The sequence below is a fragment of the Planctomycetia bacterium genome, from assembly GCA_034440135.1.
Classification (GTDB): domain Bacteria; phylum Planctomycetota; class Planctomycetia; order Pirellulales; family JALHLM01; genus JALHLM01.
Genome location: JAWXBP010000090.1, coordinates 1 through 23,809, shown reverse-complemented (window position 1 = coordinate 23,809; position 23,809 = coordinate 1). Strand labels below are relative to the sequence as shown.

Below are 23,809 nucleotides of genomic sequence, written 5' to 3'. Positions count from 1 at the left end.
CTTTAGTTGCGAACGGCTACTGTCACAGCCTGCACATGCGCATTGCAATTACCTCCGCTTACCGAACTTCTTCCGACTCGGATTGAGCGATTGCACCGGAACTTCGATATCCATCTGCTTGCAAACCGCCTGTTTCTGAGCCTGATCGGTGTCGATTAGCAACAACCGCTCCCAAGTCACTGCTTCGAGCACGACTCGTGCCACTTTGTTGCCAGCCTTATTGAGCTTCTTATGAAGTCGTACGATTTCATCTACCGGAATGTGGGGCGTTCGTCGGTTTAACCGCACAACCAAATCTACGAGTTCAATCGGAATGGCAGGATCAGTCGCGCGCAACCTGTTCAAAGTCGACTCCAAATCTTTGGATCCAATGGCATTGGCGACCCTCTTCGTAAGTCCAAAAGTTGCCATCCAGTAAGTCTCGAACCAGAATCTGCTTGACATGATTCCCGCTTCACGCCAGAGGTCCCTTAATTCCGCGCGCCGTAATTTCCCCGCCTCAGCATCTTTATCAGATCCTCCAGCGGCCCGTGCCTTCTCGATGTTCTCCTTAACCTTCGATCTTACGAGCACTGGCATTAAACGTTTCCGAACATCCATGACCATATGTCGCAAATCCTTCAAGTGATGGAAAAGGAAACCAAGAAGCCGACGTTGCACCCCGAAGACCTCCTGCATCAACGATAGCTTCTCGGGCCCCTCAGTCGAAAAAGCCTTATTTCTCAGCACTTGACCGAGAATTCGTATCGTCCGCAACGCTCCTCGGACGTCATTCAATGTTGCGTGGAGTTCCTCGCGTATGTCTTGTTCATCGCCGTTGGGAACCACCCGCACGAGCCTCCCATCATGGAGCTGTCGATCCCGTCGCTTCGCTGCAGCGTCGTCTTCCAGCTCTTGGAGAAGCTTTCGGTTCACGTCGGGCGCGGTGGATGGCAGCGCGAAGAAGCCCTCGACGCCAGGTAACTTATTCAAGGGCTCAACGTCGTTTTCGACCGTCGCCGGCTTTGCACTCTCAAAAAACTTCGCTGCTGCCGCACGCATTTCGTCCAGTACAATAGGGTTGTCCGTTAGGTGCGAGAGGAAGACCAATACGTTTGCCGATACCTCGTGATGCAGCCGCTGAGTCAACTCGCGGATGACGTTGGTTGCTTCCGGGCGGTGGATGTTCCGCGATAGCCAGTAGGCCACGAAAAAGGAAAAAACGTACGTTTGCCGGAATGCGACCTCGTCTCCGTCGAGTCGCAGCATTCGCGTATCAACCAGATCGTCCCGCACCTGCTCAAACGCGAGCGTGAGATCAAATTTTGCACAATGATCGGCATGGAATTTACGCGCCTCGGCGTCATTCAGCACCGGCTGTTTCTTCTTGAAGAGGTGATATGCAAGTTCGGACAAATATGTAAACTTGCCGGACAAATTGAATCGAGAAAACTTCGATTTGGCAAGGCGAACCGTGATGACCGCGTGGTAGAGGTGCCCGTAGTCACCGTTTTTCGCAGCGATCGTCGCGTCGGGAGACTCGTCATGCTCAAGAATCACGACCAGCAGCCACGGGGTGTGCGGAAGTCCTGCCGTTGTCAACAGCGATTGGACTTTGTCGCACAAATCGAGCGCCACAGATCGTAACTCGGCGGGGTCTCTCTCGCCGCGCCCGATCGAGGTCCAGCGAAGTGCGAGTTCTTCGAGTCGTTGCCGTCCAAAATCGCCGATTTCATACCGTTGGTAGGCAATCAGCTGAGAAATATCCTCGCCAGTTCGACGGTTGAGAAGCTCGATGAACAGGTCGTCGCTTGCTGTCAATGCGATATCCTTGAACCTACCACCGATCGCGTCGAGAATCTTGCGTCGCGCGCCAGCGTCGGATGGGGCATCGTGAAAATCGTCGACGAGCAAAACCTTCAGGTCGGTGCCCACTTGCTCAAACGCGGCCGGGGTTAGGTATTGATACTGTTGCTCGACCGCGTGCATGATTTGCTTGCGAAGGTGTTCAGTGTTCCCAGACTTCGGGAGCTCTGTTCCTCTGAGGAAGAGCGGAACGCGCCCCAACCGATGCAAATCCGCAAAAAGCCGTTTGAGTAAACTAGTCTTCCCAGCCCGATCACCGCCTCCGACAAGCGCCCGGCTCGCTTGGCTCAATTCGCCAAATACGTCTCCGCTTTTTATTCTGTCAATGACTTCCGAGGGCTTCGACTCGCCGCCATCCGCGACCTGAGTGATGCGTCGCAGATCAGGGTACGAGAAGAGGTGTGAAAGCCGGAGGTCTTCCTGCCGAGGATGAGTAAGTGGATCTTCGAGTTCGTCGAGCCACTCTTCGAACTGTGCCCGCAACCGGAACTTCCGGTCGATGCGGAATCGATTCACGTCAAGGGGCGACGGGTTTGCGATAGCGTCGAGCTCAAAGTGGTCTGTATCCCATGCATGCCGCTTAACCAGTTGTGTTTGACTCTCAAAATCAAGGCGAACTGTGTTGAACAAGCACAAATCTGAGGTCGGCGTGTCGCTCAACACTCCTCCCTCAAGATATGCGATTTCACCGCCTTCCTTCACCAACCGCCGGCTCGATTCGTTCTCGTGTTCATGTCCGGTGAGCAGGAGATCGCAATTTGTTTCAAGCAGGTCCCTCAGTTCGCGCCGAACGCTCGGCATAAGGAACCAGTGGGGCGGATGATGGATGACGCCGACCGCGAAATGGGCGTCGGTCGCAGGCGGTGTAAATGCTTCCAGTGGAAACCGAAGATCATCGTTCTCGTGAATTATCGATGTCCACGATGAGTTAAGCAGATGGAATCGAACCGTTGTACGCTTCAGCACAAGATCGAAGTGCCGATAGAAAGGGTTTTCGAGTGAGAACGCCGCGCCGTCCGGATTCACCAATTTTGAGAACTCAAAAAAGTCTCGTTGTGCTCCGAGTAGGAAACGCGCTGTCGAAGAGGCTGGCATTTGGTTCGACGTTTTGGCGCGCAATGTGATTCTTGCTTCCAAATCCTCTGACGTAAGGTCGCAGTCATGATTGCCCGGGACAACAAGAATGTGTACGGGTAAATCTGGCTTTACAAACGTGAGGTGCGTTTTGAGGCCGGTTAGTAGTCCCGAAGCCAAGCTGAATTGATCCTCCTTGCCGCCAAACGCCGCGTCACCTCCGAAAACGATTACGCACGCTTCGATGGTGTCGTCAAGCTCCGCTTGAACAGTCTTCAATACCGCGTCCCATCGCTTGAAGATCGGTTCAGATCCGTCCGTCGCGTGGAGATCGCTGAGCTGCACGAGTAATATGGGCATGCCGAGATTCTACAGCGTCGCCGGGCAGATTCGATGCGCGGGCGTGTTGGGGTGAAGTCAAGGATGGTCGACTGCGTGTAACAATGCCTCGTCAATCTCTTACTGCCTGTCCCGTAGGTGTGTGAGAGCAGTTCATCGCGGCGGTGAAGCTGATGCCGCTCCTGGGGCTGAACTGGTTAGCGCTATTCACTATCGCAGGCTACGTTTGTCAAGGCAGTGGTCACTACTGACCCATGATAAAATCAATTTCTTATCATCTAAGCTCACACGTTTTATGGAATACGTTCCGGTTCCCGATCCGTCGCTCGACCCGCAGACGGCCCGTGCCGTGGCCGCGATTGTCGCCACGCTCATTTTACAGCCGCTTTTGCCGGTGATTGAGTAGCGTCAACGGTTGGTCGTCTCGTGGCGTAGTTAAAGCAATTGTGTAAAAAGACCGCAGCACATCGTGCTACGGTCCGTTCGAATTATTCAAAATTCTATAATGCTTCAACGTTGGCATTCAGGACGACAGCAGTGCTGCAAGCATCTCCCCGTCCAAGTCGGTCGGCTGTTCATCGGCCAGCAGTTTGACCCAGGTACACCAGCGCCGGGCTGCGAGGTGCGGGATCAGCGTGTGCGCGAGTTGCACACCGGCAGCGTCGCCGTCGGGAAGAACAAACAGTCTGGCTCGTTCGGTCACGAGTTTGCAGATTGCGGCGATCTGCCACTCCGAAGCCGATGACCCGATCAATGCGACGACGTTCTGGATGCCGTGTTGCCACAGCCACCACACGGACGCAAACCCTTCGACGACAACTAGCGAATCGACCAAGTCTTCGATTCGGTGTGCGTTGTACAACACGCGCGATTTCCGGAACTCGATCAACTTTCCGTCGCGTTCGCGTCGCCCCGGAAGCAGATAACGCGGGTTGTCGGCAGTGATACTGGCATCATCGACGGCGCGACCGGCGTAGCCGATCAAATCGCCCGCTTCATTGTGCAACGGAATAGCGATGCGATCCTTCAGCATCCCCTTGCCGCAAAATCCGAGGCCAAAGTGTTCGATCGTCTCCGCGTTCAAACCGCGGCCGAGCAGGTACGCATGACTCGGATCGAGGTTTTGCAAAGTGAATCCCAGCGGCGGGTTCACTTGCGCAGCCATCGACACCGCTTCATCGTCCGGCTCAATAATCGGATCAACCGTTACAGCGATCGATTTTGGCGGCTGCCCGGCGGTCACCGATTCATTGCCGGGTCGCTTGGCATACCGCTTGCCGTCCCGTTTTACTTCCTCACCCGTTCGCTTTTCGCCGGTCACATTCAACCCGAACCGCTCGGCCAATTTTAGTCCTGCGGCGCGGGCGGATTTCGGATCGGCGGGATCGAGTCCCATGAGAAGGATTTCCAGATCGACCGCGTTGCCTTTAGCGCCGCAGCCGAAACAGTGGAAACAATTCTTGCGGTAATGCGCCGAGAACGAAGGCGACTTGCGGTCTTCGTGCCCCGGCAGCGGGCAGAACCCGCTGGACTGATCGCCTTTGACTTTCATCACTACGCCGTGGTGCGCCAGCACGTCGGCGATTTTGAGTTGTGCGCGCAGGGCGCGGAAGTCGATCCATTGAGCCATGACGGCCTCCTTTTGAGTTATCGCGAATGGAAAAGAGCCGGAGAACACCCCCGGCTCGATGAATGTGTTGCACGATCTACGAGGTGGTAAGCCTCATTTCCTTCGTGGCAATCGAATCCCATTCGGCAGCAATGCCACTCTTTCCAAACTGGTCATCAGTAGTCGTCCGGCAGTAGAACGGTGGTCACCGATCGGTCGTGTTCAGTGATGATGTAAAATGTGCATTGACCGCGGTCGGTGTAACGGCTGAACAATCGCGAGCCTTGAGTCAGGGCGATTTCATTGCTCGCCCGGTCTTCATCGCACAATTCGCCCCAGTCGCCTTTGACGTGGCGATCCATCGACGTCTTTACGTCGTCGGGATCAAGCGTGCGACCGGCGTTGGCCGTGATGACGCACCGCCCCAACGGAAACTTCATGGTTTCCATGACTGCTCCTTAAAATGAAATCGGATTACCGCTACCAGCTGGCGATCAACGTGATCGCAGCGGAATTCTCACGAACGTGAGCGCGGGATAGTTGTGGAGAACACTCCGCGTTTAGAGTGCCACAGGTCAGGCGTCGGCGCAAGTGATCGCCAACCGACAACTGGCAGATGTACGTTGGAGATCTTCCTCAAAAGTTTCCTGTTCCGCGTCGTCCGCTGCCGACCATTGCACCTATGACCCCGAGCGTTCACGCTGTCGCGGTCGATCGTCTTCAGCGCAGTTCAACAATGATCTTGGCGTGTGCAACCGTAAACCCCTTTAACTCCAACGACATGAACCACGCCTCATCGGCGGGCGTCAACTGCAAAATAGCCGGATGCCTACTGCCGCCCTGAAGGACTGCATCGAGCCAAGCCAGATCGTCGGGCGATGGAAGTAAAATTTGCCATGATCGTTGCTATGTGTGAACGTTGCTTTTGTTTTGCTGTTGGAAATGGCATCGTCTATCATAACAAAGTCGTGAAATGAGTGAACTAGAATATTGTTGCCGAGGTTCAGTCGGCTCTAGTTAATCGAGTTGCGAGTCGCCACTCGCGTAAGCGTTGCTTGTTTCAGTCGCAGGAAAAGTACGAGATTCCGATGGGAAAAAAGCTTGTCGATAAGTTGTCAGCGTTCCCAGATATCTCAAAATTTAGGAGCCTAGCCAATGCGTGTCACCTACCTTCCCGCCGCTTTAAGCTGCCTCGCTCTTCTTGCGGTCGGGTGCGTAAAAGTTGTCAACACTGATGGGATCGACGCGTGCCTGGCAAAGAAGGCAAAGGCCGAGGTATTGGCATATAAGCTCAAGACTCGCTTTCCGTCCACGCAGAGTGCCGAACACAAATTGGCGGAAACGATGTACGACGAGGCTGCTGGCGACGTGAACGGATTTCTCGACCCGGTCGTTTCGAATCTCCGGCTCACCAAGAGAATCGATGTGCCGAAAGCGAAGTTCGAACAACACGACGCGAGTGCTTCCTTGAAAAAATTTCTGGAAGACGGGCCAAAACTAATGGGAAGTGGCGTGGTGCCGGTGCCGGACCCTGTCACGGCAGCTGCGATCGCCAGTGGCGTTAAGGTCGTCTTGGACGGCTTGATTGGACTGCACAACAAGCTTGTGGATCAGGCCGTGAGGGATGCGCGGGCCGTGATTGAAGACGGTAAAATGGTTCCTTTTAGCGCTTTGACCTTACAAACCATCAAGTCACGATACCCGGAGAAGCCGTGAGATGCCTCCGCTGCATCTCATATTCACGACTGTAATTTTCATCGCAGGTTGTGCGGCCACGGTCCGCGAGGTTGGTCCGCCGGTAAAACTTGAAACTAGACGATCCGACGCGACAAAAACAACCCCGCTAACAAAGGCGACGACCCAACCCTCTGAAACTGCAATGTATCAATTGCTCGCCCAGTGGCGAGCAGATGAGTCAAAAGCGGCAAAGGTTGCCGCCGAACATGCTTGGGAAGTCGTGTTTGATCATCTTGCGGAATCTGATAGAGCCTTTGTTCCCAACGACGCATTTTTCTTCAACCCTGACGATGATACTCCGTTTGGTTTCTTCGCCCACGGGAAAATCGGCAAGGTGCCCGCGAAAGTCACAGTAACGCTTGGCGGTGCTAGGACCTTGTATGCCGTATGCGAAGCCATGTGCATAAGCGAGGAGTATTTGCTTTCAAAGAATCCTCGCGATCCGTTCTTTCAGTTGTATTGCGCATACTTGGCCACAAACCCAGGATTCGCAGAACTTCGAACTCCGACGGAGGCGCTTGGCTGGAAACATCAGGATGTCCCGGATCGCGTACGCGAGCGAGCGATCAACAGTTATCTTGAGTGCCTTTTCTTCGTGGTCGCACACGAAGTCGGTCACGTCGTCTTGGGTCATCCCGGCTGCGATCCGGGCGAACGGGATCCATTCCAGCTCGCGATGAGCCGCTTGCGGGAGGTTGAGGCCGACCAGTACGCTTTTCGCCTGCTCTATCGAATGGGTTACACAGCACTGCCGATGACGTATGTCTTTGTCGCATGGACTGTGTGCGTCGAGGGAGTTGATCCACTGCCTGGACAACGGACGCATCCGCCGCAAATGAGCCGTATCACCGCAGCAGTCGATTTCTTGAACGCGCTCGCCGAGGTCAAGGACATGCCGCCGAACATCCGAGCGGAGATGTGGAATGCGCGCTTGGCAGCCTATCACTTCGCCTTGGTGCTGGAGGATGAAAAGTTGCGTGCGGAAATGTCGAAAACGATTCGTAATCTCGACGTTAAGGATTTACGCCGCGAGGCTCCCAAACCCGCCGTGCGAAAGTAGCGTATACGCTTCGCATCTGAAAGGACACGACATGCCCCAAATGCTGACTATGCGACTGTGGTCGCTGTTTATCTTGCTTACGCCGTTCGCACTTCTCGCGCTGAAATACGTCCAGATTGGAGCGGAAAAGCGAGTTCGTGGATCCTCGGCGGGCGCGCCGATCTCCGAATTGTTGTCGCGCAGGCTCGACGATCCGAGTCTTTGGGCGATGTTCGCAAGCGCGTTAGCCGCGCTGCTCGTCGTGCATGGAATTCAGAAAATTGGTGCCCAACCAGAACTCTGGGCCAATCCAAGTGCCGTCAAGCGGTTCCGATTGTGGGGCTGGAATGTACTGGGCGGCCTTGCAGGTGTGTACCTGATCATTACGTTTCTGAAGAAGGAAGCGTTGTTCTTTACGCTCGGGAACGGGCCGGACCAACGCGACGGCATCATGCTCACGGTGCAGTTCATCGAAGGAGTTATCAATCTCACCGTGATCTGCGTGATGGCGAGAACTTTCACCGTCGCCTTGATCGGTCTCGACGAGATTCGAACCCGGGCCCAAGCTGGGGTACCTACTCAGGTACTGGCCAGTGCAGGAAGGACGGATGCTCGTTTCAGCCGGTATACTCCCGATCTCGGCATTTCTGCTAGCACCCCTCTCCTATCAAGTGTTGACGTCGGTGTTCGGCGCAGAACCGGACTTCACTCATCCCTGGCCCCTGTGGCCCGCGGGATTGCTTTCGATCCTTCCGTTAGCTATCCCCTTCGGCATCGTCGGCATAAGAGGACTTATAGTCCTTCATAAGCATTATCGTGTTGGGCTCAGTGCGCTCAGCCTGCTGCAATTGCTGATTTGGGTCGGATTGATCGGGATGGGACTGGCCAACGCCAAACCTCCCGGCTGGTTAGTGCGCTTTGAGAAGCCGCGTGGCATTGTTATCGGAATTGTCGGCAACTTCTTCCTAGCCACGCCGCTGGCGTTTTGGATCGATGTGGATTTATAGCTTCATGCGCGGGATTTTTCGGTTAATTCGAAGAGCTTTTCGCGAGTGCGACGTTCTACTAAGCAAGTTCCCCGCTCCATATACGCAAATCCTCGCAGGATTTCGCCAGATCCCGGGGAGCTCGCGACAGCACGCAAGCATTTGGCAAGTTGCGCCCGCGGCTCAAGAGGATTGAACCGCGACGGCTACGACCGACTTCACGGCCCTTTGAACAGCAGGAAACGCATCAGCAGGGTCAGTGCTGCAAGTGTCAGATATAACGGCCACACGGACACCGAAAAGATGCTGACGCCGACGCCCTTACAGAGCGTACCAAGACCTCGCGGCGGAGCGATGCGAAACAACTCCTGTTCAGTCGCCGTTCCCTCATGGACGTGTCGGAGAAACTTGTTGTACGACCCGATGAAGCAGCGTTCGAGGTGCAGGTAGTAACCATCGAGCAGGAAAAAAAGGACCACCGGAACGGCTGCAATGTAGGCGTACTGAGGCTTGTCCTTGTCGGCGAGAACGACCAGAATCGCCGAGACGATCGTGATCGCCAATGTCTTGCAGGAGGCGGCGTTGTTGGCCATCCGAGTTATGATGCCCTGATAGATGGCAAGCTGCGCGCCGACGGCCTGTGAATTGATGTCCGGTTTTTCCATTTACCGACGCTCCGGGAGGTCATTTTCAGCAATTGCACGACGTTCTGAGCGAAATGGCAAATTTCTTACTCTTGCCGAACAACCGTCACAAGGGTAAACCTGTTGAACTTTGAAGGAATCCAAATGGCCCGCCGCGCATTCTACAGCTTCCATTACAAACCCGACTGCTCACGGGCTGCCCAAGTGCGGAACATCGGAACCGTCGAAGGAAACAAGCCCGCATCGGATAACGATTGGGAATCCGTTACGCGCGCCGGCGACGCTGCGATTCAAAAGTGGATCGACGACCAGCTCTACGGGAAGTCCTGCGCCGTCGTGCTGATCGGTGCGGGCACGGCGGGCCGTAAATGGATCAACTACGAGATCAAGAAAGCGTGGAACGAAAAGAAGGGATTGGTCGGCGTCTACATCCACGGGTTGAAGGACCTGAGCGCCAATACGTCAAGCCAAGGAAACAACCCCTTCCAAGGGTTCAAGGTGGGCGATACCGAAATGACGACCATCGTCAAGACTTACAACCCGCCCTACTACGACAGCAAGCAGGTTTACGGTTACATCGCTGAAAATTTAGCGGCTTGGTTTGACGAGGCGGTGAAGATTCGGGAGAAGTATTGATTGTGGCGTAAGCCAGAATAAATGTTTGCCGGAGAAATGGAGCTCTGACATGGCGAAGTGGCAAGGGAACAAGAACAGCGGGAAGCCGGTTACGCCGGCGATCGTGCGGCAGGTCAAGGAGTTGGCGAAGGAGAACACGCCGACTCGGGTGATCGGCGGGATGATCGGTCGAACCGAGGGATCGGTGCGCAATATCGCGTCCGACAACAACATCTCGTTGAAGCCGACGAACCAATCGCCGAACAAGGGAAAAGGCAAGTAGGCCACCGGAAGCGCCGATAGCGCTTCTGATGCGTGCCCGCTCCATCCGCCAGCCTACGCCGAGCGGATCCTTTCGCGGCACAAAGAATATCGATTACCGCATCCGCCCGACGAGGATTATCGGCCAGCAGTTCTATAGCTACGCGGCCAAAGCCAGAGCGACGAGCCCCCACCTGCCCTCTCCCGTAAGCGGGCGAGCGAAAATTACCGCCCACAATATCGCGGTGCCGCGAGGGGAGTTGCCTGCGTGGATGTTTGAGCTGGCTGCGGCACTCCGGCCGTGGCACAGGCCGGTAGTTTCGCGTGCTCGCCGGGTACCCTGATTTTCTACAAAAAAGTGCGATTGTATGTCGCACCGAGAGCATACGCGGTATGACCCGAATGCCATCCGTTTAGTGCATATCCTCTGTGTTTGCTGTTGGTTGCATGTACTGAGATCGCCGTTTTGTCATCAAGTCGTACGGTTTGATTCGTCGTTTCAGGACGCGTGGGTTCCAGCGGCCGGGGCGGGGTGGGTTGATGATCAGGTCGGTCCGCAAGCAGCCGTCGCCCGGCGCCGACTTGACCGCATTGACGCTCATCAGCCAACGCGCGGCATCAATGAAACTCACGCGGTTCGGATCGACGACGTTTCCTGCCGCGGCGCACATCGCGGTTCGCACCAGATTATACACCAGCGTGAACACCAGCAGTTCTTTCATCACGCCGTCCGGGGTTTTGCATTTGAGTTGATCCATTTTCATTGTCTGTTTGAGATGGCGGAAGTTGGTTTCGATCTCCCACCGCTGGCCGTAGAGCTGGGCGATCTGGCGCTTCGGAAAACGCATCGGGTCCAGCAACGTCGTCACGATCGTCACGACGCGTGTCCGCCGGCCGGGAACCGTGATGCAGTAACGAAGTTCTCGTAAGCTCATCGTCGCAGGCAGATCATCGTACTGCTGCTGTGTCATCCACACGGGCGGCTTTGGCGGCTTGACCCATTCGACGAGTTGATCATCGGCGCCCAGCCGCCGCACGAAGCGCGACGTCGGCATGCCGCGTTTACGCTTTTTGCCGCGTCGCTGGTGCGCACGATTCGGGGTGAAGTCGACCAGATGCTTCTGATGAACACGCAACACCGCGTCGAGTTTCTTCAATGCCAGCATGGCCAGATGCGCGAACGAGCAGAACCCGCGGTCGCCCAGCAGCACGTCGCCGGGCCGGAGCATAGACGACATCGCGGCGGCCTGGCTCATTTCGTGGACGTTCAGGCAGAACATCGACAACTGCACGATAAGGCCCGTGGCCAGATCGACCAGTGCCAGCAGCTTGATCATCGGAAAGCCGATGCCGGGATGCTGCGCATCGGGTTGCGGCCAGAGCCGCTGCATCGCCGGCGTGTCGGGCGTAGAGCAGTTGGTGGCATCGGCGATCAACACGCGCCGCCCGAGCCACGTCGCGGCGGTGCTGCGCGTGCATTCGATACAATCACGACACAGCGTCTCGATCACCGATGCCATCGCCAGCAGGGGCAATCGCGCCCGCGCGTCACAATAACTCGACGGGCAGACCGCCGTCTGGCACAAGTGTCGCAGATGCGTGATGGCCGTGTTGCCGTGCAGCACCTGTAAGATGAACAGCTTGAGGATCGTGGCCGGATCGAGCAGCCGATCGCGCCAGACGTGCTCGGCCTGAGTGAAAAGTGTGTTGATGCGATCGGCTCCGCCGATCAACAACAAGGGATCAGATTTGATCCCCGCAAGGGTTCGAGCGACAATGGCCATCCGTGGCCTCCTGTTGGTTGGTGACAAACACACCACCATTCTGACAGGAGGCCGCGTTTCGCGCTACGATTCATAAAGCGCGCGGTAGCGCGGACTTATGGACTAAGCGGATGGCATTCCGGTATGACCCATTAAATTGCAACGGCTTCCGTTCGACGGTTTGGTCGTAACTCGTGTCACCAGGACATACAAAAGAGCCAAGCATTGAAGCTTGGCTCTCGGCGGAAAACACCGCCAACGATTCGATCAACCCCGGCCGTTCTCACTGTCGCGGGCACGGAGGTTGGTGATGAATGTGTGGCAGTCCAGCAGCAGCTTGGCGACGATCGGCAGATCGTCGTATCCGAAGCTGGACGTTTCGTGCCATTCGTCGTTCACCTTGTAACTGCGGGTGACGGTCACGTTGTGGAAAATCCCAGAGTCCACCCGGTTCTGCCAGATCGCCGCTTTAAGTCGGCGGTGGCGGACGGTGTGAACGGGAACACTTTTGGCACCCGCACCGGCGGCGGCGTTGCCCGACATGGACGACGGTGCCGACGTGGCGCGGGGCGGTTTCGTGTTGGAACTTGCAGAGGCCATGATCAAACTCCTTATTTCGACGGATTCAGCGCGCAGCGAATTTCCGGTCGATCAAGCGATCGACGAATGCGGAGAATCCAATTTGCGCAGTGAACGGGTTGGGAAGGAACTAGACGGGTTCGGGTTCGGGCGAGCGAAGGAACTGGCCCAAACATTCGTACGGGTAGCCGGCTTTTAGAATCTCATCGGCGGCCCGGAAGATGCGCTGGGCCGAGCGGGACGGGATTGCACCGTCGCTGCCTCGGCTTAGCCAACTTTGAATGTAACCGCGGCAGCAATCATCGCCGGGCAATCCCAGCGACTCGCAGCAGATCAACGCCACCGACTCGGCTTCGACTTCGCGAAGGTTGACCGGCGTCCGCTCGTGATCATCCATCCGGCGAAGCTCCGCGGTGTGGCCGAGAACGACATGCGCCAGTTCGTGGAACAACGTCTTGTGCGGCAGCACCGCGATCGGCGACACCGCCACCGTGCGTTCGGCCGCGACACCTTGCACGTTGCCGTTGGGGTTGTCGAATGGAACACGCTGAATGTTCAGTCGCTCCAACGCCCGCTGTTCACCCCAATCCGGCAACTCCGTTGGCGGGACGTCTTCCCCTTCAGTCTGTGACAACACAAACCAATGAGGTTTGAAGGCGAACACCGTGCGGGTGGCACGACCGGCGTTGCGCTCTGCGCCATCACCGACCATCGGATCACCGTCGTCATTGGTCGGCGGCTCGCTTTTCTTGCGACGCACCTGCACCGGCATGCGCAGCGAGATCGCCTTCTCCCCTTTCTTCACCTGCCGACCGAGCTTGTGCCAACCCTTGTAGGTGTGGATCGGCCCAGGCGGAATCTGTCGAAACAGGCACTCGAACATCGCCAACAACTGATTGCCGACCGAATAGTGCCAGAAACGGGAGTATGCCGATGAGATGACGCCGGGCCTGGCCACGGCATCAATCAACAGTTGCGACCAGTCCGGCGGCGGACGGGCGGTGGGATGAGCGGACATAGACAACCTCCTGTCCCGATCAGGCGGGACGTAAAAACAGTTGATGATCGATTAACAAAGGAACGGTGGGATTCTGCCTTCATCCAAGCACGGATCGGGCGGGTTTGTACAGTCGCCTAGGCGCGGTTATCCACAGTGGATAGTTTGGGATTGTTGGTGGCTTGCCGGTGTTACCGAAGCCGCGTTTCAGGCCATCCACTGCCGCAATCGATCTTCGACGCCGGCTCGCGGCGTTGAATAGCGCTGCCGGCAGTATCGAATGATGCGTTCTTTCACCCGATCGGCACCGACTGGCGGAGGCAACGTGTGACCGATGAACGGATCGAGGTGTTCCCCGCCGTCGAGCAGTCGAGCCACAACCGTGTGGTTCGGCAACCCGCTAAATGTCGAAGGCGGATAGAAACCGCCGCACTGACGGGATAGTGTTTCAGCATTCTTCTCACTCGTGCGAAACGCGATGGTGTTTGCGGCGTTAGCGGCGACCGCGTCGCGGACTTCCGGAGCAATTTGCTCAAGGTGTTGGTGAAACAATGCAATCGAAAGTTTGAACTTACGCGATTCAGAAAGAATGTCGGCGAAGTTGGTGCCGGCGAAGTTCTGAAATTCATCCACGAGAAGTGCGTGGGGAGCACGGTCGGCTTCCGGTTGATCGGCCCGCCACAGCGACGCGGTATAGAACGACGAGACCAGCAATGCGCCGATCAGGCCACTGGCGGCTTCGCCCAATCGGCCCTTGGAAATGTCGGCGACGAGGATTTTGTTGCGATCCATTATGAATGGAATGTCCAGGCGGGTGCTCACTTGGCCGAGCACATTCCTGAGCGGGCCGGACAAAAGCAGGCTGCCGACTTTGTTAAGGATCGGGCTGATCGCTTCACTGCGCAACCGGCTGTCCATCGTCGCAAATTCGATCAGCCAGTACCGCCGCACGATCGGATCGGTTACCTGCCGCGTGACCCAATCGCGGTAACGACCGTCCACGAGCATCCGCTGAACGCTTAACAGCGTCACATTCTCACATTCTGTTAACGCGGCGATTGCGTTGGATAAAATGTACTGAAGTCTTGGCCCCCACGAATCCCGCCAGATCGATTGAAATGCGCTCACAATCGCATCAGTTACCAGATGCCGCCGATCGGCGGGCACGTTGGCGAGCAGGTTGAAGCCGATCGGATGCTCCAAATCGGCCGGCGCGAAATAGACGACATCATTCACGCGCTCACGCGGCACGAGCGACAATGCACGGCTGGCCAAGTCTCCGTGCGGATCGATGATGCTGCATCCGCGGCCCAATCGAACATCCTGCTCGAACATCGACAATAACAGCGTACTCTTGCCGGTTCCGCTGCCGCCGATCACATGAAGATGCTGCTGTCGCGAAGCAAGCGAAAGCCCGAACGGCCGTCGTTGGCCGCCCCAGATATCCCGCTCCCCCATTTGAATAAAATCATCCATGGCCCCCGGCGGAGCCACCGTTCCGGCACGTCGATGTCGTCTGCGTCGTCGAAAGACACAACCCCGTGCACATCAGCGACAAACCATTTTTAGGAGTCGCCGGGATATTCGGTGGCTCGGCCGGACGTCAGAAGCAATTGCGGATGAAGTATTATACTCCGGATTTCATATCGTCCGCGAGCAAGTCAGCTGCCGAGCGAGAACAGGTCGGTCGGTCAGCCTGATCTGCTTGGCGGAGCGATCCTCGCTATCAAACATATGGGTTTATTTCACCTTTTTTCCTGCGAATTCTGGAAGGTGAAGTAAGCCTCGCGTTTGTCCGGACGTGGTGGCCGAACCGCGCCATTCAGTACCTTACAGGCAAGAAAGTTTGCTTTCACGCCGTTTCAGTTTCTGGCGCGGGAAGCCGAGTGCAAGTGGCGACAACTCGGCGACGGCATCGTATTCATCGACCGACCGATCTAGATAAGCCGTTTAGCTTGCCGCGGCTGTCCCCAGTTTTTAGTCACACCTCGACACCTTTCGGTTGAAAATCGATTAGGCAGCAGTTCGAAAAGCACGATTACAGGCGCCGGAACCTCGGCTTACTTCGACCTCCAACTGTCACACAATCAAAGTCGTTGCGCCATCGTACAAATCACGCAACACCTACTTCTTTATCTAGCGGTCTGCCGTTTAGTCCAGGCTGCTAACACGTCAACCCCGGCGGCGGCAAAGTTGTCTAATTGGCAATATTCGACCGTCGATCTCTGAGTTGAAACCGATTCAGAAAGCGCTTTGTCCTTCTCCACCAACCCAACAGCGTAGACAACTTTTTTGACCTTGCTCAAGACAATGCAAGTAGCGCACATGAGGCAAGGAACTGCCAAAACATACAGTCGGCATGCAGAAAGATCGGGTGATCGAAGAAAACGACTTGCTGCTCGTATTGCTTCAATCTCAGCATGGCTTGATGGATCATGCGTGACGTGAACTGTATTAACGCCTTCTGCGATAATGGATCCGCCGTGGACAACTGCAGCCGCGAATGGACGCCCTCCTTCTTTTGTGTTCTTGCTCGCGGCATCAATGATCCGCCCCATGATTTCGGCATCAGTCATTTTCACTCCTAACGATGATTTCACAACCTAGACGTGTGGGCAGATTGATTTTGAACACATCGCCTTGATCCATTTCTGCAGGCTTGCCGATCTGGATTAACGCCTGAATGACTTCGAAGGAGTTGGCGATCAGGCAAGTCACAGGCTCATGGATCGCGATCGGAAAGTCGTGCCAGATCCCTTTCGATAAGACGATGCCTGTGCCGCCGTTGAAGACAAAGCAACGCAGGCTTGATAGGTCCGGAGTACGATTGATTCCGTCTGGCGGATGGCAATCTGGCTTGGCCAGCACGAGAGCAAAATCGGCACTGCCCAAACCGAGGAAGAACTGAGTGAGGTTCAGATGCCGCTCCAGCCACCGGACCGGCATGTTCGTGGGAAAGACTCGCGCCGTCCGAATGACCGCCCGTCCCGTGTGCTCGAACGGCAGGTTGATGCCTTCGTCGACGTGCGGGTAGAACGGTATGGGAAGCCGCGCATCTGAAACGATCTGATCGACCAGACATCCGAACGGCGCGACCGAGCTGGCTGTGGCTCGCTCCGCGTTCAGGATAATCTGGTTCACAACATCTCCAAGAAAGTCCTTTAGCGCCTTCCCATTCCGGTCAACGCCAGCTCTGAGATGACCCGGCGATTTTCAGGCACTTAAAGAACACGAACAGCGGCATCAATTGGCCGATCTGTTCTTCCTTCCATGAGCTGTTTGCAGACACCTCCGAAAGATCCGCAAGCTGAAGTTCTGCGTGTTGAAACACTCGTATGTTTGTTTCAAATGTGCGATGGTATTTCACAACACCATCTACAAACCACTTGTGCGGACGTGGACCGTCTAAGTGGTAATCTACGATGGCGGAGGTGCCATCGGCACCAAGGTTGGCTGTGTAGAATGGATGATTGATTGACATGATCAGCTGCCCGCCGGGCCGCAGCCAACTCGCGATTCGCTTTACAACATTGGCGAAGGATTCGACGTAGTGGAGAGACAACGAACTCACCACTAGATCATAGGTCTGCTGGCGTGTTTCGAAATCTTCGACAGGCAAATTAATCAATCGGATGTTCTGGACGGCGTTCGTATTCTTTTGCGCTAATGCACACATCTGAGCGGAAATATCGATACCCGTCACGCTGAGCGCGCCAGCCTTACTGGCAGCGAGGCAGAATTCACCCATGCCGCTGCCAATGTCGAGCAGATGTAGTCCCTGCAATGGCGGCAGCATTCTCTGCAGAGCCGGCCATGCGAGCTTTTCAGTCGGGCAGTCTCCCCGCGACCGATACGCCAGATACGCCTTCAGGAAGCTCGGATTATCAAAAATGTTCTGTCGCATTATTTTCCTGCCGATCGCTCGGCATGAATTTCGCGGACGAGGTCGTTCGTATAGCACGATTCGATATCCGGCACGCGCTTCAATACGCCCGATGCGCTGAAGATCTCGGCTGTGTGCTTCCAGGTTCCTTCGGGCATTAGGCCTGATTTTCCCGGTTCGTGCGATAATAATTGTTCTTTCGTGACTCGCCAGACTTCAAGCTCAGTTTGGCGGTTCAGATTCGGATTGAGCTTAAGTACGATGTCAACAACCTCAGCGTCCTGCATTTTCTGCGATTCACTGATCGCCTCAAGCATCGCACGCAAAAATGCTTTCAGTTGCGGGCGTTTTTCGCGAAGCTTCTGTTCGGTAGTAAACACCACGTTGCCACCCGGGCGAATACCATAATTCCACGGGTCGATAATGTTCACAGCATGGCCCTTCTGTGCGACGGCAATCGGCTGATTCGACACATATCCAACAGTGGACACGTCAATTGCTCCAGTCAAAAGGGGCGTCAGATCAAAGCCGATGGTCACTTCGGTAATTCCCTTTCGATCGATGCCCTGCTTGGCCATCAGCGCTTCGTAGACGGTGCCGGTGTCTGAAGCGGGAATAAGACCTACTTTCTTTCCCACAAAGTCTTTCGGCTCCTTAATTCCAGACTCTTGAAGCGAATAAGCCACAACGCCCGATTTCACATATTCCTCCGCAATCGCGATGATCGGGATTCCCTTCTCACGGGCCAATAGGATCTGCGCATAGCTGGCAAGCCCGATGTCGTCTTCGCCGGCAATGACGGACTTGATCGGATCGACATTAGCACCGCCGGGCCGGATATCAATGTTCAGATTCTCACGTGCATAGAGCCCTTTCTCTTGCGCAATCAAGTGATGAGCAAACGAACTGTAGATAAACCACTTCAACCGGAACGTCAGCTTTTCAGGTTGCGGCTGGGTGGCCGGTGCTCGGGTCTCGGGCCCCAATCTACCGGGTTTCGGCAGGAGCGCAGCAGCGATTGCAATAACCGTCACCGCAACAACGGTGACAACGATGGTGACCTTTTTCTTGGACATACGAACTCCTTCTTAAACTAAGACGTGTATTTTCGAAGACACCACTCGATGCCCGCAACCGACGTAAACGCCAGCAGACCAAGCGCCGCGGCAAGCATCGCGGCGGCAAACACCAGGCCCGAGTTGAGATTCGCCGACGCGATCGTCATCGTCACCCCAAGGCCGTGCCTTGCGCCGGCCGTCTCTGCGATCAAGCTTCCAAGCACCGCACTGGGGGCGGAAATGCGCATGCCCGCGATCAACATCGGTACACTCCGGGGAACGATCAACTTGCGGAACAGTTGCCAACGCGTTGCCCCGAATGCGCGAAACAGATCGTGTTCGGCCTGACTTGCACTGGAAATCCCCTCAACTCCCGCGACCAGGATGGGAAACAGCGCCACAACCGCCGCAAGCAGCAGCTTGGCAGTCATTCCATATCCAAACCACAGGAGAAAGATAGGCGCGCAGATCACGATGGGAACCGACTTGAGCGAAACCGCGACCACGATTATAGGCCGGCGAGTCGAATTTATGATGAACGTCAATGATGCCAACAGTAGCCCGATGAAAAGCGCCAGAACGAATCCGCAGACCGACTCCACCAGCGTATAGAGAAAGTCAGTGGATAGGGCTTGTCGGTATTCCCATCCGCTGCGAAAAACCATCGACGGTGGAGGCAACAGGTAGGAACGCACGCCGATCAACCAACAGAGAAGTTCCCACATGATCAGGAGTCCAAGTATGGTAGCGACAAACTTAAAGACTATGCGCCCCATGTTGCTACCCCTTCCTCTCGTGAGGCGGTGCTGCCACCCACTTGCACGGTCGCTAAGACCGCGCGAACCTGTCGCCGGATATCGCCGAGTTTCTGGTTATCAGGGTCGCTAAGGCGATCCTGCAGACCAATCTCAACATTGTATTCTTGAAGCACAGATGCCGGTCGTGGCGACAGTGCTAGCACGCGGTCCGAAAGCAGAACCGCTTCATAGATGGAATGCGTCACCAGCACGCACGCGATGTTCAACTTCGCCACCAGCGACGCCAACGTGGCATACAAGGTTGACCGCGTAAGTTCGTCCACCGACGCGAACGGTTCATCGAGGAGCAGCAGTTGTGGACGGCGCACCAACGCCCGCGCTAGCGCGACGCGAGCCTTCATGCCGCCCGATAACGCCCTCGGGTGGTAATGCGCGAATTCTCGAAGTCCAACCTGCGTCAACAACTCGTTAATGGCGCTACCAATATCTTCCACCCGTTGATTCGGCCCAAGCTCGAGCGCGAGCCGAACATTTTCGAATGCAGTACGCCAAGGCAATAGCACTGGGTCTTGAAATATGAACCCCACACCCTCACTCGGCGTGTAGTCGCCGTAGTTGATCTGGCCGGACGACGGCATTTCTAATCCGGCGATCATGCGAAGCATCGTCGTCTTGCCCGAGCCAGAGGGTCCGCACAGGCTGATCACCTCCCCCGATCGCACCGACAGCGACAGATCCTTCACGACCTGCAACGGGCCTGCAGGACTTGGGAAGGACTTCGAGACGTTGTGGACGCTGAGCAGAAACACAGATACCTCACGTTAACTTTTTTCAGTTATTACAAACGGGGGAGTAGGGCACGAAGCTTGTCACTCTGATCAAATTCATGGACCAGATAGTCGATGCAACTGTCGCACGTCGCTATGTCCGTGTAGAGCAGCAAGTCTCGATTTGCACTCGGACCGCCAAATGGAAATCTCCCGAAAAGTTCCCTCTCGCGTCTGCCTTCTGATGTCACGACGGAGTAAAACCCGAATCGCATGTTCCATGCCCAGAACGGGCACCACTCGGTCGCTATCAGGTGGACACGGGAATCGATGTCCTTTTTCGAAAGGTCAACCGCCATGAGCGACTGTCTCATTTTCAAATGATCTGCAGCGACTCGGGCACCGTCTATCCCTCCATGCAAGCGGGCATTTGAAATTCTCTCCAGTACGGTGTCTGCCGGCCGAATGTAAACAAAGCAGCAACCGCGCTTCACGGCACTAATCCAGGCATCGCGAAGCAAGTTCCATCCACCTGGAGTCAGTTCGAGCGGAAGCAAGTTCACGGAACAAATCACCACAAGATCGTCTTCATCCAGTGCGCGATAGAGGTCAAGAATGCCGGACTGGAGGTCGGTAGACTTGGACCGGATATTCCGCGCAATGCCGAGCCGAACGTTCTCCTTCGCAACTTTGGCGGGGCTGCGACGGCTCTCTTGTCGTTGCGTGGCGACGGCAAAATCGAATCGTTCGGCCAACCGCTCTCGACCCACCTCGAGGAAATCAGCAATCGCCTCGGTTTCCTCGATCGAAAATGTGTTGCGCTTGAGATGAACGCGAAATTGAGAACGGTCCACTTGGATTGAATCCGCAAAACCAATTTGGGTCCGGCCAGCCGCCTTCAAAGCCTCTTTGAAAACTTTCGCAAGCTGAATGGTCGGTTTGTTCGCCATGCAACTATTGTTTCTCACAATCATTGAAAAGGCAAATTTTTCTGGCAATCTTCTTGACTCATACAATCCTAGTCGTTATTGTAACTGGTAACACTTGGGGGTTTTTGAAAATGCAATAGCATTGGGCTAGTTGATGTGAAGCGTGTCGGTTTGGTCTGAAATATGAAAACCCCGCGGACATTACGAGTGTCCGCGGGGCACAAACAAATGTCGGCCGGAGCCAACACTTCCGTTCCTTATTTTACACTAACATGTGTTCGTGTGCAAGGAAAAGGCGCTCCGACCTAACTTCGGAGGCTACGTCGTGTCCAACTTTCTTGATCATCGTGCCCTCACGCACGATCGCGTCCTTATTGTGCCGCGTATTTCCCTCGCCGCGCTTCAGGCGGTGACCTCGGGTGATGCGCTGGCGTTCATCGTTCCGCAGTATTACACCACCGCTGATTGCGCGCTCTTCACACGCCGCCTGTTGTCATTCGATCGTTGGACCAGCTACGAAACTGGCACCGGTGCCGAGGCGATTGGCACGCTGGGTAGCTCGCTTTTCGGCTGTTTGGGCCAAGAATTTTGCGAATCGTATTTTGACGGCGCCGCAGAAATGATGGCCGCCATCTCCGATCACTTTTCGCCATTTGCGTATCCAATCGATCGCGTGATTCGTGAACTCGATCTGGTGTGGCCGCATGGGGCTTCCCTTTGGCGTGTTAACGGCCGCGTTTGTTTCGCCGGTCTTGCTCGTATGTTCCGCAGCGGCGGTGCCGCGTTGCCCCACGACGATCGCGCTGACATCGATTTTCCGGCGGAAGAAACCTCAGCGTCACTCGATCAACTTTTTATCAACGTGTACTGCTCGAAAACCGTAGGCGGCGGCAAGCTTCAAATTTGGGATCGCCGAATCACCGACCGTGCCGAATATGATCGTTTGCGCGACGGTGACAGCTACGGCCTTTGTCGCGACGTGCTTGGCGAGCCAGAAGTAACGATCGACCCACCGCTCGGCGGGCTGCTCATTGGTTCAGCGCGTCGTATTCACGCCGTGACCGCATGCGAGGGCGAAGGGGTGCGCCTGTCGGTGTCATCGTTCATCCAGTACGCCGGCGATAATCGCCCGTTGTTTGTTCACTCGTGATTTATCCTGATACAGCCTGCCCGGTCATCGTTTGACCGGGCGGCTGCATCGTGCGTTACTTAAGGAGTACACCAACATGCACGTCAAAAAATCACTCGTTTATTTGCTTCCGAATCCGCCTATTCATTCCAAGGTTTTGATAGTGTCTGCGACAACTTCCGCCAACGGTGAAACCATCGTGCGAACCGACCCTTGTATTTTCCACCCCCAGGGTGGCGGCCAACGCGCCGACGTCGGAACGATTGGCGGATTTCGCGTACTCGACGCGCACAAGACCTCGGACGGCGACGTTGAAATTGCGCTTGAGTCGGCTGCGGCCGGCCTTGTGCAAGGTCAGTTCGTCGACGCCAAAGTCGATGACGACGTTCGTCGATCCAACGCCGCATTACACACTGCCGGCCATGTTCTTGCGAACGTGGTTGAGCAGCGCTTTCCAGCACTCAAAGCCACTGGCGGTCACCACTGGAAGGACGAAGCGCGCGTCGTCTTCACCGGCCCACTGTCGGTTCCAATCGAACAGTTCGTCAATATTATCCAGAAAGATCTGGCCGCCGCCATCAACGCCGATATGCTCGTTGCCGTCCTTGGCGATCCACATGCAAACCGTGAGATCAAGATTGGCGAACTTGCCTCACTTCCGTGCGGCGGCGTACATCTAGCCCGTACCGGCCAGCTGAGCCACATACTGATCCGAAAGGTAAAGCTTGCTGGCAAGGAACTCCGGATCAGCTATGACGCGTCCCCGGTTACACTGGTCGACGAAGAAACCGGAGTCGTCACGACCTTCGCACCATGAGCAATTTCACACTGTCGTCAACGTCAAAACCGCCGGGCACGCTGCCGGCGGTTTTTTGATTCCCGTGCATTTGATTTACGGTCGGCCTGGAGACAATGAACAGCGGCGGCGTATGAATCATTGATAAGCTACTCGACACCCATGATGCCGCACAAACTAATGAAAGAATAGTGGCGACCGGTTCCGCACATCCCTCCTAAACGCACCGCGACGACCCAACGCCCGCCGAGCGATCCGCGGGCGATGCTCCACGGCAACTTCTGAAACATGCCTATCGATACGCCCTACCCGATCGGATCGGACCGCGGAAGGCCCAACTCGACCATTTCAGAAAACGGCGGGCCAACGTAACGCACAACGCACCCTTCATTCACTGCAACTTTGCCTCGATCGCTAGGGACAAATCGATTATGGGCATTTGGCGGTTTGATGGCTCGGGCGCTGGATCAAAAATCTCCTTAACGCACGTCTTGGTCTCAGAGCAACTTGGGTGTCGCAGGCTGGTCGCGGTAGGATGTCTACGATTGCTGGGTACGCGGCTGTAGTCGGCGGCGACTCCGCGACGCTGGTCTGGATAAGATCGCTCACTATTGGCTATCTCTTACGACAAACCTTGCGTTCCACGAGGAACCGCTGAACGCTGGTGATCCAATTTCCTTGCGGATCAGTTTGCCCGACCTTCCAGCGGCTGATCATTGAGTATCCTGCACCCAACTCTTTGGCCAACTGCTCCTAGGTTATAACTCAAAGCGAGTCGCTCGCAACGGATCTGGCCGCCGCGGTGGCATACACGGGTCGGCTAACCCTATTGTTGGCGTTTGTGGTACGAAAATGAGGATTTGGCGCGCAGGTGGATGCGCGGTAAATTCGCCACACAAGTTAAGTCGTGCGCTGTTTAACCGAATTACGCACACCGACTCCGCTCGACATGGCCTGAGAGCCATGTCTTGGCACCCCAAATTCTGGCACCGCGATTCCAG

23 protein-coding genes are annotated in these 23,809 nt (G+C 55.7%); 8 read left to right on the top strand and 15 right to left on the bottom strand.

Annotated elements, in window-relative coordinates; all coding sequences use genetic code 11:
- Positions 1-48: 48 nt before the first annotated feature.
- The 3 genes from SGJ19_05275 to SGJ19_05265 form a co-directional block, all read right to left on the bottom strand.
- Entirely contained in the window at positions 49-3,279 is a 3,231-nt protein-coding gene (locus tag SGJ19_05275) for a metallophosphoesterase (protein MDZ4779643.1), read from the bottom strand.
- A gap of 502 nt (positions 3,280-3,781) precedes the next feature.
- Positions 3,782-4,888 carry a CHC2 zinc finger domain-containing protein gene (locus tag SGJ19_05270; protein ID MDZ4779642.1) on the bottom strand — a complete coding sequence of 369 codons (1,107 nt, stop codon included), beginning with the start codon at positions 4,886-4,888 and terminating at the stop codon, positions 3,782-3,784.
- 155 nt (positions 4,889-5,043) lie between these two features.
- Complete coding sequence (locus SGJ19_05265) at positions 5,044-5,316, bottom strand: hypothetical protein (GenBank protein MDZ4779641.1); 273 nt, start codon at positions 5,314-5,316, stop codon at positions 5,044-5,046.
- 706 nt (positions 5,317-6,022) lie between these two features.
- On the opposite strand from SGJ19_05265, the gene SGJ19_05260 reads away from it, so the two are divergent.
- The 4 genes from SGJ19_05260 (at position 6,023) to SGJ19_05245 (ending at position 8,650) form a co-directional block, all read left to right on the top strand.
- Positions 6,023-6,583, top strand: a complete 561-nt coding sequence (locus SGJ19_05260; protein MDZ4779640.1) for a hypothetical protein — start codon at positions 6,023-6,025, stop codon at positions 6,581-6,583.
- 1 nt (position 6,584) lies between these two features.
- Positions 6,585-7,664 (top strand): M48 family metalloprotease, encoded by a 1,080-nt coding sequence (locus SGJ19_05255; protein MDZ4779639.1) that lies wholly within the window; start codon positions 6,585-6,587, stop codon positions 7,662-7,664.
- Between the two features lie 31 nt (positions 7,665-7,695).
- The gene (locus SGJ19_05250; protein ID MDZ4779638.1) at positions 7,696-8,451 is read left to right on the top strand and encodes a hypothetical protein; all 756 of its coding nucleotides are present in this window, start codon (positions 7,696-7,698) and stop codon (positions 8,449-8,451) included.
- Between the two features lie 67 nt (positions 8,452-8,518).
- Positions 8,519-8,650, top strand: coding sequence for a hypothetical protein (locus SGJ19_05245; GenBank protein MDZ4779637.1), 132 nt, complete (start codon positions 8,519-8,521; stop codon positions 8,648-8,650).
- A 197-nt stretch (positions 8,651-8,847) separates the two neighbouring features.
- On the opposite strand, the gene SGJ19_05240 is transcribed toward SGJ19_05245, so the two are convergent.
- On the bottom strand, positions 8,848-9,294 hold the full coding sequence (locus SGJ19_05240) for a hypothetical protein (GenBank protein MDZ4779636.1): 447 nt from the start codon (positions 9,292-9,294) through the stop codon (positions 8,848-8,850).
- A 123-nt stretch (positions 9,295-9,417) separates the two neighbouring features.
- Between SGJ19_05240 and SGJ19_05235 the strand changes: the two genes are divergently transcribed.
- Positions 9,418-9,909, top strand: a complete 492-nt coding sequence (locus tag SGJ19_05235; GenBank protein ID MDZ4779635.1) for a TIR domain-containing protein — start codon at positions 9,418-9,420, stop codon at positions 9,907-9,909.
- 49 nt (positions 9,910-9,958) lie between these two features.
- Positions 9,959-10,171, top strand: coding sequence for a hypothetical protein (locus SGJ19_05230; GenBank protein ID MDZ4779634.1), 213 nt, complete (start codon positions 9,959-9,961; stop codon positions 10,169-10,171).
- Positions 10,172-10,562: 391 nt separating this feature from the next.
- Here SGJ19_05230 and SGJ19_05225 read toward each other — a convergent pair whose 3' ends face one another.
- The 11 genes from SGJ19_05225 to SGJ19_05175 form a co-directional block, all read right to left on the bottom strand.
- Positions 10,563-11,933, bottom strand: coding sequence for an IS4 family transposase (locus tag SGJ19_05225; protein MDZ4779633.1), 1,371 nt, complete (start codon positions 11,931-11,933; stop codon positions 10,563-10,565).
- 246 nt (positions 11,934-12,179) lie between these two features.
- Complete coding sequence (locus tag SGJ19_05220; protein ID MDZ4779632.1) at positions 12,180-12,512, bottom strand: hypothetical protein; 333 nt, start codon at positions 12,510-12,512, stop codon at positions 12,180-12,182.
- A gap of 109 nt (positions 12,513-12,621) precedes the next feature.
- Entirely contained in the window at positions 12,622-13,509 is an 888-nt protein-coding gene (locus SGJ19_05215; protein MDZ4779631.1) for an ArdC-like ssDNA-binding domain-containing protein, read from the bottom strand.
- A 186-nt stretch (positions 13,510-13,695) separates the two neighbouring features.
- Positions 13,696-14,964 carry a TraM recognition domain-containing protein gene (locus SGJ19_05210; protein ID MDZ4779630.1) on the bottom strand — a complete coding sequence of 423 codons (1,269 nt, stop codon included), beginning with the start codon at positions 14,962-14,964 and terminating at the stop codon, positions 13,696-13,698.
- A 656-nt stretch (positions 14,965-15,620) separates the two neighbouring features.
- On the bottom strand, positions 15,621-16,064 hold the full coding sequence (locus SGJ19_05205; GenBank protein MDZ4779629.1) for a nucleoside deaminase: 444 nt from the start codon (positions 16,062-16,064) through the stop codon (positions 15,621-15,623).
- Entirely contained in the window at positions 16,057-16,629 is a 573-nt protein-coding gene (locus tag SGJ19_05200) for an ureidoglycolate lyase (protein ID MDZ4779628.1), read from the bottom strand. Before SGJ19_05200 ends, SGJ19_05205 begins: the two co-directional genes overlap by 8 nt.
- Before the next feature lie 40 nt (positions 16,630-16,669).
- Complete coding sequence (locus SGJ19_05195; protein ID MDZ4779627.1) at positions 16,670-17,392, bottom strand: class I SAM-dependent methyltransferase; 723 nt, start codon at positions 17,390-17,392, stop codon at positions 16,670-16,672.
- On the bottom strand, positions 17,392-18,447 hold the full coding sequence (locus SGJ19_05190; protein MDZ4779626.1) for an ABC transporter substrate-binding protein: 1,056 nt from the start codon (positions 18,445-18,447) through the stop codon (positions 17,392-17,394). Before SGJ19_05190 ends, SGJ19_05195 begins: the two co-directional genes overlap by 1 nt.
- 17 nt (positions 18,448-18,464) lie before the next feature.
- The gene (locus tag SGJ19_05185; GenBank protein MDZ4779625.1) at positions 18,465-19,205 is read right to left on the bottom strand and encodes an ABC transporter permease subunit; all 741 of its coding nucleotides are present in this window, start codon (positions 19,203-19,205) and stop codon (positions 18,465-18,467) included.
- On the bottom strand, positions 19,193-19,996 hold the full coding sequence (locus tag SGJ19_05180; GenBank protein MDZ4779624.1) for an ABC transporter ATP-binding protein: 804 nt from the start codon (positions 19,994-19,996) through the stop codon (positions 19,193-19,195). Before SGJ19_05180 ends, SGJ19_05185 begins: the two co-directional genes overlap by 13 nt.
- 29 nt (positions 19,997-20,025) lie before the next feature.
- Positions 20,026-20,904 (bottom strand): hypothetical protein, encoded by an 879-nt coding sequence (locus SGJ19_05175; protein ID MDZ4779623.1) that lies wholly within the window; start codon positions 20,902-20,904, stop codon positions 20,026-20,028.
- A gap of 304 nt (positions 20,905-21,208) precedes the next feature.
- On the opposite strand from SGJ19_05175, the gene SGJ19_05170 reads away from it, so the two are divergent.
- Positions 21,209-22,033, top strand: coding sequence for a hypothetical protein (locus SGJ19_05170; protein MDZ4779622.1), 825 nt, complete (start codon positions 21,209-21,211; stop codon positions 22,031-22,033).
- Positions 22,034-22,109: 76 nt separating this feature from the next.
- Positions 22,110-22,829: a hypothetical protein gene (locus SGJ19_05165; GenBank protein ID MDZ4779621.1), complete on the top strand. Its 720-nt coding sequence runs from the start codon at positions 22,110-22,112 to the stop codon at positions 22,827-22,829.
- Positions 22,830-23,809: the final 980 nt, after the last annotated feature.

Excerpts from the sequence above, each read along its gene's own strand:
- SGJ19_05210 (MDZ4779630.1), bottom strand. The coding sequence starts at position 14,964 with ATGGATGATTTTATTCAAATGGGGGAGCGGGATATCTGGGGCGGCCAA.
- SGJ19_05250 (MDZ4779638.1), top strand. The coding sequence starts at position 7,696 with ATGCCCCAAATGCTGACTATGCGACTGTGGTCGCTGTTTATCTTGCTT.
- SGJ19_05190 (MDZ4779626.1), bottom strand. The coding sequence starts at position 18,447 with ATGTCCAAGAAAAAGGTCACCATCGTTGTCACCGTTGTTGCGGTGACG.
- SGJ19_05270 (MDZ4779642.1), bottom strand. The coding sequence starts at position 4,888 with ATGGCTCAATGGATCGACTTCCGCGCCCTGCGCGCACAACTCAAAATC.
- SGJ19_05245 (MDZ4779637.1), top strand. The coding sequence starts at position 8,519 with ATGGGACTGGCCAACGCCAAACCTCCCGGCTGGTTAGTGCGCTTTGAG.
- SGJ19_05275 (MDZ4779643.1), bottom strand. The coding sequence starts at position 3,279 with ATGCCCATATTACTCGTGCAGCTCAGCGATCTCCACGCGACGGACGGA.
- SGJ19_05175 (MDZ4779623.1), bottom strand. The coding sequence starts at position 20,904 with ATGGCGAACAAACCGACCATTCAGCTTGCGAAAGTTTTCAAAGAGGCT.
- SGJ19_05240 (MDZ4779636.1), bottom strand. The coding sequence starts at position 9,294 with ATGGAAAAACCGGACATCAATTCACAGGCCGTCGGCGCGCAGCTTGCC.
- SGJ19_05215 (MDZ4779631.1), bottom strand. The coding sequence starts at position 13,509 with ATGTCCGCTCATCCCACCGCCCGTCCGCCGCCGGACTGGTCGCAACTG.
- SGJ19_05260 (MDZ4779640.1), top strand. The coding sequence starts at position 6,023 with ATGCGTGTCACCTACCTTCCCGCCGCTTTAAGCTGCCTCGCTCTTCTT.
- SGJ19_05255 (MDZ4779639.1), top strand. The coding sequence starts at position 6,585 with ATGCCTCCGCTGCATCTCATATTCACGACTGTAATTTTCATCGCAGGT.
- SGJ19_05235 (MDZ4779635.1), top strand. The coding sequence starts at position 9,418 with ATGGCCCGCCGCGCATTCTACAGCTTCCATTACAAACCCGACTGCTCA.
- SGJ19_05225 (MDZ4779633.1), bottom strand. The coding sequence starts at position 11,933 with ATGGCCATTGTCGCTCGAACCCTTGCGGGGATCAAATCTGATCCCTTG.
- SGJ19_05195 (MDZ4779627.1), bottom strand. The coding sequence starts at position 17,392 with ATGCGACAGAACATTTTTGATAATCCGAGCTTCCTGAAGGCGTATCTG.
- SGJ19_05230 (MDZ4779634.1), top strand. The coding sequence starts at position 9,959 with ATGGCGAAGTGGCAAGGGAACAAGAACAGCGGGAAGCCGGTTACGCCG.
- SGJ19_05165 (MDZ4779621.1), top strand. The coding sequence starts at position 22,110 with ATGCACGTCAAAAAATCACTCGTTTATTTGCTTCCGAATCCGCCTATT.
- SGJ19_05185 (MDZ4779625.1), bottom strand. The coding sequence starts at position 19,205 with ATGGGGCGCATAGTCTTTAAGTTTGTCGCTACCATACTTGGACTCCTG.
- SGJ19_05220 (MDZ4779632.1), bottom strand. The coding sequence starts at position 12,512 with ATGGCCTCTGCAAGTTCCAACACGAAACCGCCCCGCGCCACGTCGGCA.
- SGJ19_05205 (MDZ4779629.1), bottom strand. The coding sequence starts at position 16,064 with ATGACTGATGCCGAAATCATGGGGCGGATCATTGATGCCGCGAGCAAG.
- SGJ19_05265 (MDZ4779641.1), bottom strand. The coding sequence starts at position 5,316 with ATGGAAACCATGAAGTTTCCGTTGGGGCGGTGCGTCATCACGGCCAAC.